The sequence below is a fragment of the Lacisediminihabitans sp. FW035 genome (assembly GCF_054880895.1).
Map to the genome: position 1 here is coordinate 1,310,889 of NZ_CM142187.1, position 17,333 is coordinate 1,328,221.

Genomic DNA, 17,333 nt, shown 5'->3' on the forward strand with positions numbered 1-17,333 from the left:
GCTCACATCCGGAAGACGCCGTAGGAGACGTCTTCGAGGGGAGAGTGGGAGCAGACTTCGAGCGCGAGGCCGAGGATTGTGCGCGTGTCGGCCGGATCGATGATGCCGTCGTCCCACAGTCGCGCGGTGGAGTAGTAGGGGCTGCCCTGCTGCTCGTACTGCTCGGTGATCGGGGCGCGGAAGGCGGCATCCTCCTCGTCTGTCCAGGTCGCGCCGGAGGCCTCCACCTGCTCACGGCGGATGGTGGCGAGCACCGAGGCCGCTTGCGGACCGCCCATCACCGAGATGCGGCTGGCGGGCCACATCCAAAGGAATCGCGGCGAGTAGGCGCGACCGGCCATGGAGTAGTTGCCGGCGCCGAAGGAGCCCCCGACGACGACCGTGAGTTTCGGCACCCGGGCGCACGCGACCGCCGTCACCATTTTGGCTCCGTGCTTGGCGATGCCTCCGGCCTCGTACTCCCGGCCCACCATGAAACCGGTGATGTTCTGCAGGAACAACAGGGGGATTGCGCGCTGGTCGCACAGCTCGATGAAGTGGGCGCCCTTCTGGGCGGATTCGCTGAAGAGCACCCCATTATTGGCGACGATGCCCACCGGATGCCCGTGGATGCGGGCGAATCCGGTTACGAGAGTCTCGCCGTAGTGCCTCTTGAATTCGTGGAACCGGCTGCCGTCGACGATCCGCGCGATGATCTCGCGGGCGTCGTAGGGAGTCTGCAGGTTCGTCGGAACGACCCCGTAGAGCTGCTGCGGGTCGACCGTCGGTGGCGTGACCGGCGTCAGGTCATACGGGCGAGGGGAGGCGGGGGGAAGCATCGCCACGATGTCGCGCACGATCTCGAGGGCGTGCTGGTCGTTGTCGGCGAGGTGGTCGACAACCCCGGAGAGGCGGGCATGGGTGTCGCCACCGCCGAGATCTTCTGCCGTGACGACCTCACCGGTGGCCGCTTTCACCAGCGGGGGTCCGCCGAGGAAGATCGTGCCCTGGCCGCGCACGATCACGGTCTCGTCGCTCATCGCGGGCACGTAGGCGCCGCCGGCAGTGCTCGAGCCGAGCACGGCGGCGATCTGCGGGATGCCGCGCGACGACATCCGCGCCTGGTTGTAGAAGATGCGGCCGAAGTCGTCGCGGTCGGGGAACACCTCGTCCTGGCGAGGCAGGAAGGCGCCGCCGGAGTCGACGAGGTAGATGCAGGGGAGCAGATTCTCCGAGGCGATCTCCTGCGCGCGCAGGTGCTTCTTCACCGTGAGCGGGTAGTACGTGCCGCCCTTCACTGTGGCGTCGTTGCACACGATCATGCACTGCCGACCGCTCACCAGGCCGATGCCGGCGACCACGCCGGCCGAGGGCGCCTCGTCGTCGTAGAGCCCCCAGGCGGCGAGGGGGGCGATCTCGAGAAACGGGCTTCCGGGGTCAAGCAGGTAGTCGATGCGATCCCGGGGCAGCAGCTTGCCGCGGCCGGTATGGCGCTCACGGGCCCGTTCCGATCCGCCGAGGGATGTTTCGGCCAGACGGTCACGCAACTCCGCCGCCAGCGCGCCCTGGGCCGCCGCATTCGCCTGGAACTCGGCACTCGCCGGACGTGCCGTGCTGGACAGAGTCTCCATCGACCATTCCGTTTCAGTTAGCGATCGCTAATTGAAACAGGTTAGTGGTGACTAACTGAAAAGTCGAGCGCTGCGGAGTCGAGGACGGCAGAAGCGGACGAATTAGAATCGCGACGGGGGATCGGCCCCACGACGACTCGGGAGGTCGACCGGATGACAGCCACGCGCCGCAGGGTTTTCGCTGCGCCGGTGCTCGTGCTGGCGTTCGCGCTGGCCGGGTGCACATCCGCAACTCCCACACCATCCGCCACCTCGACGTCGTCATCCGCGAGCCCCAGTCGCACGGCCACGCCCGCACCGGCGCCGAGTTACCGGCCCGACGGCACCGCGCAGGCGAACAAGGCCTGGTTCGATTCGGTCAATACGAAGTTCTTCGCGGCGAACAGTGGCGCGAACGGGCGGGCGATCATCGACTCGCTGGTCTCCGCGGGTTTCGACAAGGCTGCGATGCAGGTGACGCCCGACAGAACCTCGATCAATGGGGGAGTCGACTCCATCCTCTTCTCGGTGAAGATCGGCGACTCGTGCCTGCTCGGCCAGCACGGCGGGGGTGGTTACAGCAGCGCGGTAGAGAAGGCGCTCACCAGTGGGCTCTGCATCATCGGCAAGACTCGCCCGATCGACTGGTAGCCCGCGGGTTCGGCGTCGCCACTCGGTCGGAGCTGAGGTTCCGCGTTCGTGGTGCGCCCCTTCCTGTGCGCGGATCAGGAGATCCCGGCGGCGCGCCGCGGTCCGAGGGTCCCGCGCACGGCGTGTCGCGCGAATTTCCTGATCCGTGAACAGGGATATCGCGGACCCGACCGTGCGGGCTGCCGCGGGGCCTGACATCCGGTGTCGTGCGGTGCCCGGCTCGGCACGGCTCGGCCTCTCGCTTGATTGCCCCTTCTACCGTGTCTTGACCACGATCTCGCCCTCGACCTGCGTCTCGACCACGATCGCGCCCTCGCCCTGCGTCTCGACCACGATCGCGCCCTCGCCCTGCGTCTCGACCACGATCTCTCCCTCGCCCGGTGCCTGCTTTCCGTGCGCGGATCAGGAGATCCCGACGACACCCCGTGATCGGAGGTCCGCCGCCTCGGCGTGTCTTCCACGCATCCTGATCCGCGAACGGATCGGTGCCCACGGGGTGTGCGGTGCCGCCCCGGCCGGAGAAATCGGCAACGGTGGACTCACCTAAACTTGGCGCATGGCCGAATTCATTTACTCGATGGTCCGCGCCCGCAAAGCGGTCGGTGACAAGCTCATCCTCGACGACGTCACGATGTCGTTCTTTCCCGGCGCCAAGATCGGCGTCGTCGGACCGAACGGCGCGGGAAAATCAACGATCCTCAAGATCATGGCCGGCCTCGACACCCCGAGCAACGGCGAAGCCCGCCTGAGCCCCGGCTACACCGTCGGCATCCTGATGCAGGAGCCCGAGCTCGACGAGACGAAGACCGTGCTCGAGAACGTGCAGGAAGGAGTCGGCCCGATCAAGGCGAAGGTCGACCGCTTCAACGAGGTCTCCGCCGCAATGGCGGACCCGGATGCCGACTTCGACTCGCTGCTCGCCGAGATGGGTGTGCTGCAGGAGGCCATCGACGCCGCCGACGCGTGGGACCTGGACTCCCAGCTCGAGCAGGCGATGGATGCCCTGCGCACGCCACCCGGGGACGCCACAGTCTCGAACCTCTCCGGTGGGGAGAAGCGCCGGGTAGCACTCACCAAGCTGCTGCTGCAGAAGCCGGATCTCCTGCTGCTCGACGAACCCACCAACCACCTCGATGCCGAGAGCGTGCTCTGGCTCGAGCAGCACCTCGCCCAGTACCACGGCGCTGTGCTCGCCGTCACTCACGACCGGTACTTCCTCGACCATGTCGCCGAGTGGATCGCGGAGGTGGACCGCGGCCACCTCTACCCCTACGAGGGCAACTACTCGACCTATCTCGAGAAGAAGGGCGCCCGCCTCGAGGTGCAGGGCAAGAAGGACGCCAAGCTCGCGAAGCGACTGTCGAGCGAACTCGAGTGGGTGCGCAGCAACGCCAAGGGCCGCCAGGTCAAGTCGAAGGCGCGTCTCGCGCGCTACGAAGAGATGGTGAACGAGGCGGAGAAGACGCGCAAGCTCGACTTCGAGGAGCTCGTGATCCCCGTCGGTCCCCGCCTCGGTGCCCAGGTGATCGACGCCAAGAAGCTGGAGAAGGGTTTCGACGGCCGGGTCCTCATCGATGGCCTCAGCTTCACCCTTCCCCGCAACGGCATCGTCGGGGTGATCGGCCCGAACGGTGTCGGTAAGACCACTCTGTTCAAGACGATCACCGGCCTCGAGCCGCTCGACGGCGGCGACCTCAAGATCGGCGAGACCGTCGACATCTCCTACGTCGACCAGGATCGCGGCGGCATCGACCCGACCAAGACCCTCTGGGAGGTCGTGTCCGACGGGCAGGACTACATTCAGGTGGGCAAGACCGAGATCCCGAGCCGCGGTTACGTGAGCCAGTTCGGCTTCAAGGGCCCGGACCAGCAGAAGAAGGCCGGCGTGCTCTCCGGTGGAGAGCGCAACCGTCTCAACCTCGCGCTCACCCTCAAGCAGGGCGGCAACCTGCTGCTTCTCGACGAACCGACAAACGACCTGGATGTCGAGACCCTCGGCAGCCTCGAGAACGCACTTCTCGAGTTCCCCGGCTGCGCGGTGGTCATCACCCACGATCGCTGGTTCCTCGACCGCATCGCCACGCACATTTTGGCCTACGAGGGCACCGACGCGAGCCCGGGCCACTGGCACTGGTTCGAGGGCAACTTCGAATCCTACGAGGAGAACAAGATCGAACGCCTCGGACCGGATGCCGCCAAACCGAACCGCTCGGCGTACCGCAAACTCACCAGGGACTGACCCGCGTGGCTCGGCTGCACATCCCGACGGTGCTGCGCTGGGGCGATCTCGACGCCTACGGGCATGTGAACAACGTCGAGATCCTCCGCCTGCTCGAGGAGGCCCGCATCCAGGCCCTCTGGATGCCCGACGACGAGTCCGAACGTGCCGGGAGCGCACCGAGCGCGGTGCTGGATGCCCGGCTCGGCTCTGCGACGCTGAGCATCATCGCGCGTACGGAGATCGAATACCTCGCGACGATCGAGTACCGCCGAAGCCCACTCGACATCGAGGTGTGGATCGGACGCCTCGGCGGCGCCGACATCGACGTCTGCTACGAGATCCGCTCGCCGCTCGGCACCGGGCCGAGCGAGCTGTACGCCCGGGCCACCACCCGGGTTGTGTTGTGCGACTCGCAGACGATGAAGCCGCGCCGGTTGAGCACCAAGGAGCGTGCGGCATGGAAGCCCTACGTGGAGGATCCGCTGGTCTTCAGCCGACGCTGAGTCTGATCCGGCGCGTGGCCCTATTTCGGATTCTGGGTGAATGACCCGGTCCAGATGGCGCGGGCGCCCGATTCACCGATCTGCACGACTGTCACGACGGATCCGACGGCGAGGACGACCACGGCGACCGCGAGGGCGATCGTGATGACCAGTCGCGCGGTCCTGCCGGGCACGCGGGAGGCGAATCTCGCGTCCGGGGCCACGACGAAGCGGAACCAGAACCACTGGATCGCGGCGACGAGGAACGTCGCAGCCGCCCACGGCAACAGTGTCTTTCCGATTGCGGCATGGGCAGCGATCAGCTCGGTGTTGGCTACCCGTGCCTGCAGCCACTCACCGGCCTCGGTCGTGATCGGCACGGCGATCAGCGCGGCGAGCGCGATGATCGGCGTCACGACCCCCAGTCTGCGCCGGGCGGCCGGCCAGGCCGCCGTGAGCAGGGTGCAGAGGGCCGCTAGCGGCACGACGATGACGACGAAGTGCACGAGCAGCACATGGAGGGGTAGCCCGTTGAATTCGAAGTCCATCAGGCGGTCACGACGGCGTCTCCGGAGACTGTCACCTTGATCGCGGTGAGTCCGGTGACGGCCGGGCCGTTGAGAACGGCTCCGGTCTCGGCGTTGAATTTCGACCCGTGGCACGGGCAGTCGAACTCCTTGGCGGCCGCCCCCACGGTGCAGCCCTGGTGGGTGCAGATCGCGCTGAAGCACATCACGGTGCCCGCTGTCGGCTGGGAGAGCAGCACCGGGGCGTCCCCGATCTTCGCGGCCTTAGTGCCGCCGACCGGGATGTCGGCCACCTTCACGACCTCGGTTCCGGCCGCGATCTTCGGGGCATTCGACGAGGTGCCGGATCCGCCCGATCCGCCCGATCCGCTCGGAGCCGGCGAGCTGCAGGCCGCCAGCGCGAGGGCCCCCGCTCCGACGACGGTCGCGCCGCCGGCGTTGATGAGCGCGCGGCGGGTGAAAGAAGTGGTGAGCGACGTTGGTGCAGTCATGAGCTGTTCCTCCGGGGACGAGTGGGAGCGACGTGAAGAGCCTGTCACCTGTACGCACGAAGCCGATGACAATTCGGTTCAATTCCACTGGGAATGAACCGAGAAGGCTCGCACTACGTTGTCATGGAGAGGGAGGAAGCAATGGTCGACGAGCAGGCGGAGCTGCTGCGCACGCTCCACGATGAGCACGCGCCCGCTTTGTGGCGCTACGTGGTGTGGCTCACCGGTGACCGGCACTTCGCCGAGGACGTCGTGCAGGAGACCCTCGTGCGCGCCTGGCGGCGTCCGCAGGTGCTCGACCAGTCCGAGACCTCCGCCCGATCGTGGCTGTTCACGGTGGCTCGCAACCTGGTGATCGACGACCGGCGCAGCGCGCACGCTCGCCATGAGATCGCCTCCGACCAGCTGCCCGAGCGCGTCACCGACGACGGCACCGACGCCCTGCTCGACGCCTGGCTGGTCTCTGATGCCCTCACCACGCTCTCCGCGGACCATCGGCTCGTGGTCGTGCACGCCTACTATCGTGGCCAGTCGACCGCCGAAATCGCGCGGGCGCTGGAGATTCCCGAAGGCACAGTCAAGTCGCGGCTGCACTATGCGCTGAGAGCGCTCCGGCTCGCCCTGCAGGAACGCGGGGTCACCGAATGACACCGGATCCCTACTCCGACTGGGATGCCTCCTACGTGCTCGGCGCGCTCTCCGCGGCCGAACGGCGCGAATTCGAACGGCACCTGGCCGGCTGTGCCGCCTGTTCGACCGCCGTAGCCGAACTCGCCGGCCTGCCCGGCCTGCTGGCGAAAGCGCCGGCTCACGAGATCGAGTCGCTGACCGAGAGTCCGCCCCTACCCGTCCCGGTAACGCTGCTCCCGCGCCTGGTGCGCTCGGTCGCCCGCCGGCGTCGGCGATCACGAGCGCTCGTCGCGGCGAGCATCGTCGCTGCCGCTGTCGCTGCCGCTGCGGCCGCTGCTGTGATCGTGCTCGCGCTTCCCCTCGGGCTGGGCTCGTCCACCGTGCCGGCATCACCGAAGCCGGCGGCGCCAGTTTCGACGACACTCACCCTCGCCCAGGTGGTTCCCGGCCCGCTGAGCGCCGATGTGAATCTGGTGCCGGAGGGATGGGGTACGCGGCTTGAGATGAACTGCCGGTATGACGCCACCTCGAGCACTCCGCCCGGCTACCGCGCGGGCGAGGGGGCGGGCTACGCCATGTTCGTGACGGATGCCGCGGGCCGCTCCATGCAGGTGGCCACCTGGAACGCCTCGCCGGGCAGCACCGTCGAGCCCTCCGGCACGACCAGTCTCGCTGTCGCGGACATCCGCTCGATCGACATTCGATCGAGTGTCGATGGCCAGGTGCTGCTCGCCGGGCGGCCGTGAATCGGGGGAGCCATCACTCGGCGGGGCATACTGGCACCATGACCGATGCGGAAGGGATCACCACCGACCTGCACACGATGCTTGCGACGACGATCGGGCGACTCGAGACGATGGGGATCGGCGACGAGGCTATCGCGACCCTCCGTCCCGCCCGCCGCATCGCGCTCATCCCGCGACCGGCTGTGATGGATCCCGTCGGCCGTGCGTGGCGGCTGGGAGTACTTCTGCTCGACAGGGAAGGGCGGCTCTTCGCCGTCGGGGGGATCACGAGGGCGATCGCGCTGACCCACGAGACCGTCTATATGAACGCCGACGCACTGCACCGCCGGGAACTGCGCGTCGCAGCGACACGAGGCGGCTTCGCTCTTGGCGACACCGTGAATTTCGACGTCACCGAGATCGCGCTGGATGCCGAGAGCCTCCGCGCCGAGACCGGGCCACTATCTCTCCGCGGCGGCACCGTGATGGTGCGCTGGGTGGCTGGCGAAGGCGACCAGGGGCTCGCGAGCCTCGAGTCGTACCTCGCGGAGCGCACGAGCATCCTCGCCGGCGACTGACGCATCGGTCACCGAGCCGCGGGCGGCTGGCTCGCTACTCCCGTCGCGGCACCCGGACCATGCCCTCCTGGGCCACGCTTGCGAGCAGAATGCCGTCCCGGCTGTAGATGCGGCCGAGCGAGAGGCCGCGACCTCCGGTGGCGTTCGGCGATTCCTGCAGGTAGAGCATCCATTCGTCCACCCGGCCGAAGCGATGGAACCACATCGCGTGGTCGAGGCTCGCGGCCTTGAGTCCGGGGGTCGACCAGGCGACGCCATGACGGCGGAAGATGGGCTCGAGGATCGAGTAGTCGCTCGCGTAGGCGAGCGCTGCGCGGTGCAGGTTGGGGTCATCCGGTAGCCGGCCGGTGGCTTTCAGCCACACCGCCTGGTGCGCGACTCGTGGTCCCTCCACTGCGAGGAACACGGGGGAGGGCACGTGGCGCATGTCGAACGGGCGCCCCACCGCCCACTGCTGCGCGATCGGATGGTCGATGCCCGCGAGCACCTCGGCGGCGGTCGGCAGGTCTTCCGGTTGTGGGAGATCGGTGGGCATGTCGACCTGGTGCTCGAGCCCGTCGTCGGAGTCCTGGAACGATGCGATCATCGACAGGATCGGCAGGCCCGACTGGTAGGCCTGCGTGCGCCGGGTGGAGAAGGAGCGGCCATCGTGGATGCGGTCGACAGAGAAGGTGATAGGAAGCTCGACGTCGCCCGGTCGCAGGAAATAGCCGTGCAGGGAGTGGATGATCCGGTCTTCGGCGATCGTGCGCTGCGCGGCGACGAGCGACTGGGCGAGCACCTGGCCGCCGAACACCCGTCCGAGGGCCGACCATTGGCTTTCGCCGATGAAGATGTCCTCGCTCGTACGGGCATGAGTGTCGGTGAGGTCGAGTGCCGAGAGCAGGTCGACGAGGGGGTCGGTCATGGTTGTAGTTTAGAGAGCAGATGAGCCAGATATTCTCCCTAGTCGACTCCCTCTCCCTCGGTGACCTGCAGGTTTTCCTCAGTCGTGCCCAGCGCGTGGAGGACGGTTCCGTGCGCCTGATCGCCGGCTCCGGGGTGCTCGCGGTCTATGTCGCCGTGCTGGTGCCGGCCGGGCTGCTCGACGAGAGTCCGACCGTGCTCGGACTGCGCACGTTCGCCCTCACCGGTACGGATGACACGGCCTCGGCGTCATTCGACGCGGTCGTGCCCGTGCGGTCCCTGCTCGAGCGCCTCAACCGGCTACAGGGCGAGATCGTCGATCCCACCGCGCCGGTGACCGTGAGCCTGCCGATGCAGGTCAACACGGTGACCTGGGCCGCGATCTCGCCTCCCCGGGGCGGTTGGAAAGCGCTCGAGTCCGTGGAAGCATCTGTGCTGGAATCGGTGGCGAAGTCGGGTATCGATGAGGTCGCCGCCGCTATCCCGACCGGCACCGGCGAGCAGATCGTGCAGCGCGTGCGCTCCGAGGTGTGGGGTCACCCGATCGCCGGCCTCGAATACGTCCCGGCCGGAGCGGCGTTCGCGGGACTCTCCCTCGGCTTCCTCGGTGGGCCCGGTCCGGTTCGGATCTACGAGACCGGCCCCTGGACACGCCTCACCTCCGAGCGCGGACACGTGCTGGTCAAGAGGCGCGCCTGGAGTCTGCAGCGCTGAGTCTGCAGCGCTGAGCCCGTTCAGCCCACGCGGGTCAGTGCCACGATCGGGATGACCCGATCCGTCTTCTCCTGGTATTCGGCGAAGCCGGGATTGGTCGAGCTGAACTTGGTGTACAGCCGGTCGCGCAACTCGCCCTCCACCTGGGACGCGGTGGCCGTGTAAGTGTCGATCCCGGCATCGGTTGCGGCCTCGACCGAAACCTCGGGGTGCGCGACGAGGTTGTGGAACCAGGCCGGGTGAGTCGGAGCGCCCGCCTTCGAGGCGATCACATAGCTGGTGTCGCCTTCGGCGAAATACATCATCGGGGCCACGCGGTTCTCCCCCGACTTGGCTCCCGTCGTTGTGAGCAGCAGCAGGTGGGCACCGGCGAAGGGGCCGCCGACGACGCCGTCGTTCGTGCGGAACTCGGCGATGATCCTGTCGTTGAAATCTGTCATGGAGTAATCTTCTCCCGGTCAGACCGACTGTGCCACGGCACGGCCCGCGACGCGCCCGGAGAAGAGGCAGCCACCGAGGAACGTGCCCTCGAGCGACCGGTAGCCGTGCATCCCGCCGCCGCCGAATCCGCTCGCCTCGCCGGCCGCGTAGAGACCCGGGATCGGCTCGCCGTTTGCAGCGAGGGCACGGCCCTGCAGGTCCGTCTCGATGCCGCCGAGGCTCTTCCGGGTGAGGATGTGCAGCTTCACCGCAATGAGCGGCCCGGCTTTCGGGTCGAGGATGCGATGCGGTGTCGCCACCCGGATGAGCTTGTCACCGCGATACCGGCGCGCCTGCCGAAGGGCGTTGACCTGGGCATCCTTCGAGAAGTCGTTCGCGAGTTCGCGGTCCCGGGCCTCGATCTCCAGCCGCACCCGCGCCGCGTCTATCGGGACGTCCGGGCTCAGCTTCTGCATGCCGGCGAGCAGTTCGTCGAGGGTTTCGGCCACCACGAAGTCGGCCCCCTTCCGCTTGAACGCCTCGACCGGCCCCGGTGCGCCCGACTGCAGCCGCTTGGCGAGCAGGCGGTAGTCCTTGTTCGTGAAGTCGGGGTTCTGCTCGCTGCCAGAAAGGGCGAACTCCTTCTCGATGATCTTCTGGGTGAGCACGAACCAGCTGTGGTCGTGGCCGGTCGCGACGATGTGCTCGAGCGTGCCGAGGGTGTCGAAGCCGGGGAAGAGGGGAACCGGAAGGCGGCGCCCCGTGGCATCCAGCCAGATCGACGACGGTCCGGGAAGGATGCGGATTCCGTGCCTCGCCCACACCGGCGCGTAGTTCTCGATGCCCTCGACGTAGTGCCACATGCGGTCGCCGTTGATGAGACGCGCACCGGCGCGCGCGCTGATGCCGAGCATACGGCCGTCCACATGGGCGGGCACCCCGGAGAGCATGTGCTTCGGGGGCTCGCCCATCCGCGCCGGCCACTGCTCGCGCACCAGGTCGTGGTTGCCGCCGATGCCGCCGCTCGTGACGATCACCGCGCCGGCGCGCAGCTCGAAATCGCCGGTGACCTCCCGGGTGGAGGGCGCCCCGCGTTCCGCGGCATCCGGGGCGAGAACGACTCCCCGGGCTCCGACTACCCGCCCTGATTCGACCACGAGCTCGTCGACCCGGTGGCGGAAACTCAGGGTGACGAGACCGCTGTCGACCCCCGCCCGAACTCGCCGCACGAAAGGAGCGAGCACCCCGGGACCGGTGCCCCAGGTGATGTGGAATCGCGGCACGGAATTGCCGTGCTCGAGAGCGGTGTAGCCCCCGCGCTCCGCCCAGCCGACGACGGGGAAGAACCTCACGCCCGCCTGGTGCAGCCAGGATCGTTTTTCTCCGGCCGCGAAGTCGAGGTAGGCCTCGGCCCACTTCTTCGGCCACACGTCGTCTTCGCGGTCGAACCCTGCCGAGGCGAACCAGTCCTGGCGGGCGAGTTCGAGCGAGTCGTGGACGCCCAGGCGGCGCTGCTCCGGGGAATCGATCAGGAAGATGCCGCCGAACGACCACCAGGCCTGGCCGCCGAAGCTCGCCTCTGGCTCCTGCTCGAGGATCGTGACGCGCCGACCGGCATCCACGAGTTCGGCCGCCGCGACGAGGCCGGCGAGACCGGCACCGATGATCAGCACATCGGTGTCGGTCGGCGGGGTGGGCGAGGCGGGCATCCGGTGGCTCCTTCGTCACGGTGGCGGTGATGTCACGCTACCCCGTGCAGGAATCAGTTCTACTGCATCTTCGTGATACTCGTCACTGCGTCGAACCAGAAGTGAGGTGCAGGCCCCCCGCGCCAGTCCACGACCGAGGAGTTGTAGAACGCGGGAAAGGTTGCGAGAGTGGCCGCGAGTCCGATCACCAGGATCGCAAGCGCTGCGATGGTGGTCACTCGTCCGGCCCGGGCGACCTGGCTGTTACGGCCGAGTATGACCGAGGTGACGATGACGATCGCCGCCAGGAGCAGCAGCACAGCGGCTTGCGGATGAAAATTCACCGTGAGGCACACGGGGCGAACTGTCGTCGGCACGCCGTCCGCATCGACGAAACCGTTCTCGTCATACCCGCCGGGACAGAAGCCGGTACTTCCCGTGCTGAGCGCGGAGTAGAGAATCGCCGTGACGATACCGGTGACGATCACGCGGCCGAATCCCCTGGGCTGGGGTTCACCGGCCGGTGCCATCACGGGGTATGCAGTGGTCTGGGTCATTGCCGCTCCTCGCTCGGCCCAAGCATCGCAGAAGAGAGACGCGAGGAACAGTCGCAACTGGGCATTCGCGCATCTCGGGTTTCGTGCGGGTGGGGGGTGGCGGCTGGCGTCTGGAAGGTGCTGGCTGGCGGCTCGCGGGGTCGCTCCCCGCGCACTCTGCTTCTGCAGGACCATGTCCTGCAGAACGAGGGGCCCGAGCGCGCGGGGCACGTACGGCCTCAGGCGCGCAGCGCCGCCCAGGCCATCGCCTCGAGGATCTGCCCGGTGGCAGCCGAGCGACCGCTGTGCGGAGTGGAGTTGATGAGCCCGAAGGTGGCGTGCGCCCTCACGCGGAGGCCCGCCGCATCCGCCTGGGGGACCAGTCGGGCGAGCACTCCGACCCAGAGCTCGACGTAGTTGCGCTGGAGTGCACGCACTCGATGTTGTTCTTCGGGGGCGAGGCTCTCGAGATCGCGATCCTGCACGCGGATGACATCGGCGTTCGCCAGCGCGAACGCCACGTGGAATGTGATGAGGGCATGGAGGGTGGCTGCGGCATCCGCGCCCCGGTCGATCACATCGGTGCCGCCGTCGAAGAGCCCCTGGCTCACGTCGATGAGCAACGCCGCGAGCACGGACTGCTTGCCGGGGAAGTGCCGGTAGACGGCAGGGCCGCTGACACCGGCCGCGGATCCGAGATCCTCCATCGAGACCCGGTCGAAGCCTCGCCCCGCGAACAGTCGGGACGCGGCATCGAGAATGGCCCGTCGGCGGTCGGCCTTTGCGCGTGCCCGCGGGGTCTCCCGAGGGTCGGTTGCGATAGTCATCCCGGCCCTCCGATCGTCTGGATTCACACCCTACTGTAGACAATCCAGTTAGTCGTGACTAACCTAAACGAGTTAGTCGAGACTTACTGGAATGCCCTTGCAATGCCCCGAACTGTCGATGGAGACGCCATGCCTTTTGACCTCACCGATGACCAACAGCGCGTGAGCGACCTGGTGCGGGACTTCGCCGACCGCGTCGTTGCGCCCGTCGCCGCGAAACACGATGCGGAGCACAGCTTTCCCTACGAGGTCGTCTCCCAGATGGCGGACCTCGGGCTCTTCGGCCTCCCCTTCCCGACCGAGCTCGGCGGACAGGGCAAGGACTACTTCTCGCTCTGCCTCGCCGTCGAGCAGCTCGGCCGGGTCGACCAGAGCGTCGGCGTGACATTGGAGGCCGGGGTCGGGCTCGGCGCGATGCCGGTATACCGCCGCGGCACGGACGCGCAGCGGGAGGAGTGGATGCCCCAGCTCGCGAGCGGGCGGGCGCTCGCCGGATTCGGTCTCACCGAAGCCGACGCGGGCTCTGACGCCGCGGGAACCCGCACCACCGCGCGACTCGAGGGCGGCGAATGGGTGATCGACGGCACCAAGCAGTTCATCACCAACTCCGGCACCGACATCACCAGGCTCGTCACGATCACCGCGGTGACGGGGGAGTCCACCCGCGCCGACGGGTCGATCAAGAAGGAACTGTCCGCGATCCTCGTACCGACACCGATCGCCGGATTCACTGTCGAGCCGGGCTACGACAAAGTGGGATGGCACGCGAGCGACACGCATCCGCTCACCCTCACCGGCGTGCGCGTGCCCGAGGCGAACCTGCTCGGAGAGCGTGGCCGCGGGTTCGCCAACTTCGTGCAGACCCTCGACGAAGGGCGCATCGCGGTCGCAGCCCTCGCGACGGGCGCCGCCCAGGGCTGTCTCGACGAGTCGGTGCGCTACGCCAAGACGCGCAACGTATTCGGTCGCAGCATTGGATCGAACCAGTCGATCTCGTTCAAGATCGCGCGGATGCAGGCCCGCGCGCACACTGCTCGCCTCGCCTACTACGACGCCGCCCGCCGGATGCTCGCCGGCGTGCCGTTCAAGGCGCAGGCGTCGATCGCGAAGATGGTGGCGGGAGAGGCTGCCATGGACAACGCCCGGGACGCCACCCAGATATTCGGCGGGTACGGGTTCCTCAACGAGAATCCGGTCGCGAGGCAGTACCGTGACTCCAAGATCCTCGAAATCGGCGAAGGGACCACCGAAGTGCAGCTCATGGTGATCGCGCGCGATCTCGGGTTCTCCGACTGATGGACGCGGCAGCGGTGGATGGCGCGCCCCGGGACATCCTGCAGCGCGGGCTCTGGTTCGAGGAGTTCGAAGTGGGCTCGCGCTATCTCCACCGACCGGGACGCACCATCACCGAGGCCGACAACGTGCTCTTCACGACGCTCACGATGAACACGCAGGCGCTGCATCTCGACGCCGCATTCGCCGCCACGCAGCCCTTCGGCCAGCGGCTGGTGAACTCGATGTTCACGCTGTCGACCATGGTCGGAAGCTCCGTCGCCCAGCTCACCCAGGGCACGCTCGTCGCGAATCTCGGCTTCAGCGAGATCACCTTCCCCGCGCCGCTGTTCCTCGGCGACACCCTGTACTCGTCGACCGTGGTGGAGGAGAAGCGACTGTCGGTCTCGCGTCCCGGCCAGGGGATCGTCGTGCTCCGACACCTCGGACGCAACCAGGACGACGTGGTGGTCGCGACGGCTGTGCGCTCGACGCTGGTCTGGTGCGAAGGTGCTGCATGACTTTCGACCTCGGCCCCGCGCTGCTGTTCTGCCCGGCGGACCGTCCCGATCGCTTTGACACGGCGGCGGAACGCTCGGATGCCGTGATCCTTGACCTCGAGGATGCCGTGGCCACGGGCGACAAGGCTGCGGCCCGCGAGGCGCTGGTGGCCCACCCGCTCGACCCGGCATCCACGATCGTGCGCGTGAACGCCGTGGACTCCGGATGCTTCGACGATGATGTCGCCGCGCTCTCCCGCACCGGCTATCGCCGGGTGATGCTCGCCAAGACCGAGAGCGTCGACCAGGTGCACCGGCTCGAGGGGTTCGAAGTGATCGCCCTCTGCGAGACGGCCGCGGGCGTAGTGAATGTCGTCTCGATCGCCGCCGATCCTGCCGTGGTCGCGGTGATGTGGGGCGCGGAGGACCTCGTGGCGTCGCTCGGAGGCACCTCGAGTCGCGATAACTCCGGTCGGTATCGGGATGTCGCGGCCCACGCCCGTTCGCGCGTGCTTCTCGCCGCGGGGGCGGCCGGCACGGCAGCGATCGACTCGGTCTATCTCGACATCCCGGACCTCCCCGGCCTCGAGGTCGAGGCCCGGGACGCCCGGGCCAGCGGCTTCGCGGCGACCGCGTGCATCCACCCGAGCCAGATCGCGGTGATCAGGGATGCCTATCGGCCGACGCCGCAGGAGGTCGCGTTTGCGACCGCACTGCTGGCCGCGGCGGAGGGTGAGCGCGGGGTCTTCCGTTTCGAAGGACGCATGGTCGACGAACCCGTGCTTCGGCACGCGAGGTCCGTGCTGGCCCGATCCTGAGCGGTCAGCGGCCGAACGCCGTCGCGGCCGGGCAGTCGAACGGATCCCCGCCGGCCGACAGGCCCACCCGATTGAGGTAGCGCACCACGATCGCGTAAGAGGCCCCCAGCGAGGTCTCGGTGTAGGCGATGCCGTGCGAATCGCAGTACTCGCGCGCGATCTCGCGGGCCTTCTTGAGGTGGGGCCGGGGCATGTTGGGGAAGAGGTGGTGCTCGACCTGGTGGTTGAGCCCGCCCATGAAGGTGTCCATCACCCAGTTTCCGCGGATGTTGCGCGAGGTCAGCACCTGGCGACGCAGGAAGTCGACCTTCGAATCGTGGGGGAGCACCGGCATGCCCTTGTGGTTCGGAGCGAATGATGCGCCCATGTAGACGCCGAAGACCGCGAGCTGCACACCGATGAAGGCGAAGGCCATCCCGGGCGGAAGGAGCAGGAAGATCGCGATGAGGTAGAGGGCGATCCGCGGCACGAGCATGGAGATCTCGAGCGCGCGACGATCGACCTTAGCTCGCCCGAACACGGTACGGAAGCCGTGAATGTGCAGATTCACGCCTTCGAACATGAGGATGGGAAAGAAGAAGTAGCCCTGACGTCGGGTGAACCAGCCGTAGAGTCCGCCCGCTTTCGCGGCATCCTCCGGTACGAAGGAGACGAAGTCCCGTTCGATGTCGGGGTCTTTGCCGATGATGTTGGGGTTCGCATGGTGTCGGCTGTGTTTCGTCATCCACCACGAGTAGCTGATGCCCACGAAGAGGTTCGCGATCGTGCGCCCGGCGAGGTCGTTGGCCTTGCCGGACTCGAAGACCTGGCGGTGAGATGCCTCGTGCGCGAGGAACGCGAACTGGGTGAGGATCAAGCCGAGCGCGGCCGCGAGCAGGAGCTGGAACCAGGAGTCGCCGAGCAGCACCATGCCCGTGATCGTCGCGCCAAGCGCGCCGACGAGAGCGGCGAACATCCCGTAGTAGAAGCCACGGCTGCGGCGAAGCAGCCCCGCGTCGCGCACGGTGCGCAGAAGCGCTGAGTACTCGGTCGTGGGGTTCGACCGATCGCCGCGCGGTTTCGTCTTGGTGAACGTGACGACGGGAGTGCCTGTGGTCGTGCTCATGAAGATCCTTGCTCTGGGAGTGGCCGGTAGTGGCAACCGAAATCCAGGGCGACCTGGAATTACAGTACGTCTGAGTTCGGAATCGGTGGCATTGTGGACGGGCTGCTCCGAGACGACTCCCAGTGTTTGGTCAGCTTCACGCGACGGTCGAGTACCGGGTTGTGCAGGTCGAGTTGCGAGCGAGGCACGAGCCCGCGTGTCGAGACCAGCGAGGATCTCGACACCCTCGCTGGCGCTCGCTACTCGATCAGCACAGGCCTACGCGTCGAAGGTGTTGACCATCGCGTGCGCCGCCCGGTCGAGATAGCCCCACAGCGTGGCGTCGTCGAGGGGGGAGAGCTCGAGGCCGTCCACCGCGGCACGCATGTGGCGCAGCCAGCGGTCGCGGGCATCCGGATTGACCTTGAAGGGCAGGTGGCGCGCGCGCAGGCGGGGGTGGCCGCGCTCTTCGGAATAGGTGCCCGGTCCGCCCCAGTACTGCTCGAGAAATCCGGTCAAGCGCTGGATCGCGCCCTCGAGCTCCGGCTGCTCCGGATACATCGGCATGAGTACCTCGTCGGTACGGATGCCGTCGTAGAACGTCCGCACGAGCTTCTCGAACGCCGGGCGCCCTCCGATCTTCTCGTAGAAGCTGCCCATCGCGGCCTCGCCGT

General features: G+C 67.6%; 20 protein-coding genes. 10 read left to right on the forward strand and 10 right to left on the reverse strand.

Features of this window, described 5'->3' with window-relative positions; genetic code table 11:
• Positions 1-2: 2 nt before the first annotated feature.
• Positions 3-1,610, reverse strand: coding sequence for a carboxyl transferase domain-containing protein (locus ACVXZ4_RS06340; protein ID WP_461797389.1), 1,608 nt, complete (start codon positions 1,608-1,610; stop codon positions 3-5).
• Positions 1,611-1,763: 153 nt separating this feature from the next.
• Here ACVXZ4_RS06340 and ACVXZ4_RS06345 point away from each other — a divergent pair, with 153 nt between their 5' ends.
• The 3 genes from ACVXZ4_RS06345 to ACVXZ4_RS06355 all read left to right on the forward strand — a co-directional run bounded on the left by ACVXZ4_RS06345 (position 1,764) and on the right by ACVXZ4_RS06355 (position 4,964).
• Positions 1,764-2,240, forward strand: coding sequence for a DUF6993 domain-containing protein (locus ACVXZ4_RS06345; protein WP_461797390.1), 477 nt, complete (start codon positions 1,764-1,766; stop codon positions 2,238-2,240).
• Positions 2,241-2,796: 556 nt separating this feature from the next.
• Positions 2,797-4,479 carry an energy-dependent translational throttle protein EttA gene (ettA, locus tag ACVXZ4_RS06350; protein WP_461797391.1) on the forward strand — a complete coding sequence of 561 codons (1,683 nt, stop codon included), beginning with the start codon at positions 2,797-2,799 and terminating at the stop codon, positions 4,477-4,479.
• 5 nt (positions 4,480-4,484) lie between these two features.
• Positions 4,485-4,964 (forward strand): acyl-CoA thioesterase, encoded by a 480-nt coding sequence (locus ACVXZ4_RS06355; protein ID WP_461797392.1) that lies wholly within the window; start codon positions 4,485-4,487, stop codon positions 4,962-4,964.
• A gap of 20 nt (positions 4,965-4,984) precedes the next feature.
• Here the strand turns inward: ACVXZ4_RS06355 and ACVXZ4_RS06360 are convergent, their stop codons facing one another.
• Entirely contained in the window at positions 4,985-5,491 is a 507-nt protein-coding gene (locus ACVXZ4_RS06360) for a hypothetical protein (protein ID WP_461797393.1), read from the reverse strand.
• Positions 5,491-5,961 carry a QcrA and Rieske domain-containing protein gene (locus ACVXZ4_RS06365; protein ID WP_461797394.1) on the reverse strand — a complete coding sequence of 157 codons (471 nt, stop codon included), beginning with the start codon at positions 5,959-5,961 and terminating at the stop codon, positions 5,491-5,493. Before ACVXZ4_RS06365 ends, ACVXZ4_RS06360 begins: the two co-directional genes overlap by 1 nt.
• A gap of 141 nt (positions 5,962-6,102) precedes the next feature.
• On the opposite strand from ACVXZ4_RS06365, the gene ACVXZ4_RS06370 reads away from it, so the two are divergent.
• From ACVXZ4_RS06370 to ACVXZ4_RS06380, 3 genes are read left to right on the forward strand one after another with little or no spacing between them, the layout of a single operon-like run.
• Entirely contained in the window at positions 6,103-6,609 is a 507-nt protein-coding gene (locus ACVXZ4_RS06370) for a sigma-70 family RNA polymerase sigma factor (RefSeq protein ID WP_461797395.1), read from the forward strand.
• Positions 6,606-7,337, forward strand: a complete 732-nt coding sequence (locus tag ACVXZ4_RS06375) for an anti-sigma factor family protein (protein WP_461797396.1) — start codon at positions 6,606-6,608, stop codon at positions 7,335-7,337. The genes ACVXZ4_RS06370 and ACVXZ4_RS06375 overlap by 4 nt, the downstream gene beginning before the upstream one ends.
• A gap of 38 nt (positions 7,338-7,375) precedes the next feature.
• Positions 7,376-7,894: a hypothetical protein gene (locus ACVXZ4_RS06380; RefSeq protein WP_461797397.1), complete on the forward strand. Its 519-nt coding sequence runs from the start codon at positions 7,376-7,378 to the stop codon at positions 7,892-7,894.
• A 34-nt stretch (positions 7,895-7,928) separates the two neighbouring features.
• Here ACVXZ4_RS06380 and ACVXZ4_RS06385 read toward each other — a convergent pair whose 3' ends face one another.
• Positions 7,929-8,801 carry an acyl-CoA thioesterase gene (locus ACVXZ4_RS06385; RefSeq protein ID WP_461797398.1) on the reverse strand — a complete coding sequence of 291 codons (873 nt, stop codon included), beginning with the start codon at positions 8,799-8,801 and terminating at the stop codon, positions 7,929-7,931.
• A gap of 20 nt (positions 8,802-8,821) precedes the next feature.
• Between ACVXZ4_RS06385 and ACVXZ4_RS06390 the strand changes: the two genes are divergently transcribed.
• Positions 8,822-9,514 carry a hypothetical protein gene (locus ACVXZ4_RS06390; RefSeq protein WP_461797399.1) on the forward strand — a complete coding sequence of 231 codons (693 nt, stop codon included), beginning with the start codon at positions 8,822-8,824 and terminating at the stop codon, positions 9,512-9,514.
• Between the two features lie 20 nt (positions 9,515-9,534).
• On the opposite strand, the gene ACVXZ4_RS06395 is transcribed toward ACVXZ4_RS06390, so the two are convergent.
• The 4 genes from ACVXZ4_RS06395 to ACVXZ4_RS06410 all read right to left on the reverse strand — a co-directional run bounded on the left by ACVXZ4_RS06395 (position 9,535) and on the right by ACVXZ4_RS06410 (position 12,985).
• On the reverse strand, positions 9,535-9,954 hold the full coding sequence (locus ACVXZ4_RS06395) for a nitroreductase family deazaflavin-dependent oxidoreductase (protein WP_461797400.1): 420 nt from the start codon (positions 9,952-9,954) through the stop codon (positions 9,535-9,537).
• Positions 9,955-9,972: 18 nt separating this feature from the next.
• Entirely contained in the window at positions 9,973-11,643 is a 1,671-nt protein-coding gene (locus tag ACVXZ4_RS06400) for an FAD-binding dehydrogenase (protein ID WP_461797401.1), read from the reverse strand.
• Between the two features lie 59 nt (positions 11,644-11,702).
• Positions 11,703-12,179, reverse strand: a complete 477-nt coding sequence (locus ACVXZ4_RS06405) for a hypothetical protein (protein ID WP_461797402.1) — start codon at positions 12,177-12,179, stop codon at positions 11,703-11,705.
• A gap of 218 nt (positions 12,180-12,397) precedes the next feature.
• Positions 12,398-12,985 (reverse strand): TetR/AcrR family transcriptional regulator, encoded by a 588-nt coding sequence (locus tag ACVXZ4_RS06410; RefSeq protein WP_461797403.1) that lies wholly within the window; start codon positions 12,983-12,985, stop codon positions 12,398-12,400.
• 129 nt (positions 12,986-13,114) lie between these two features.
• Here ACVXZ4_RS06410 and ACVXZ4_RS06415 point away from each other — a divergent pair, with 129 nt between their 5' ends.
• The 3 genes from ACVXZ4_RS06415 to ACVXZ4_RS06425 are packed head-to-tail and all read left to right on the forward strand — an operon-like array spanning position 13,115 to position 15,575.
• On the forward strand, positions 13,115-14,281 hold the full coding sequence (locus ACVXZ4_RS06415) for an acyl-CoA dehydrogenase family protein (protein ID WP_461797404.1): 1,167 nt from the start codon (positions 13,115-13,117) through the stop codon (positions 14,279-14,281).
• Complete coding sequence (locus ACVXZ4_RS06420) at positions 14,281-14,778, forward strand: MaoC family dehydratase (RefSeq protein ID WP_461797405.1); 498 nt, start codon at positions 14,281-14,283, stop codon at positions 14,776-14,778. Before ACVXZ4_RS06415 ends, ACVXZ4_RS06420 begins: the two co-directional genes overlap by 1 nt.
• Positions 14,775-15,575: an HpcH/HpaI aldolase/citrate lyase family protein gene (locus ACVXZ4_RS06425; RefSeq protein WP_461797406.1), complete on the forward strand. Its 801-nt coding sequence runs from the start codon at positions 14,775-14,777 to the stop codon at positions 15,573-15,575. Before ACVXZ4_RS06420 ends, ACVXZ4_RS06425 begins: the two co-directional genes overlap by 4 nt.
• Positions 15,576-15,579: 4 nt before the next feature.
• Here the strand turns inward: ACVXZ4_RS06425 and ACVXZ4_RS06430 are convergent, their stop codons facing one another.
• The gene (locus ACVXZ4_RS06430; RefSeq protein ID WP_461797407.1) at positions 15,580-16,680 is read right to left on the reverse strand and encodes a fatty acid desaturase family protein; all 1,101 of its coding nucleotides are present in this window, start codon (positions 16,678-16,680) and stop codon (positions 15,580-15,582) included.
• Positions 16,681-16,938: 258 nt separating this feature from the next.
• Positions 16,939-17,319: a globin gene (locus ACVXZ4_RS06435; protein WP_461797927.1), complete on the reverse strand. Its 381-nt coding sequence runs from the start codon at positions 17,317-17,319 to the stop codon at positions 16,939-16,941.
• Between the last annotated feature and the right edge of the window lie 14 nt (positions 17,320-17,333).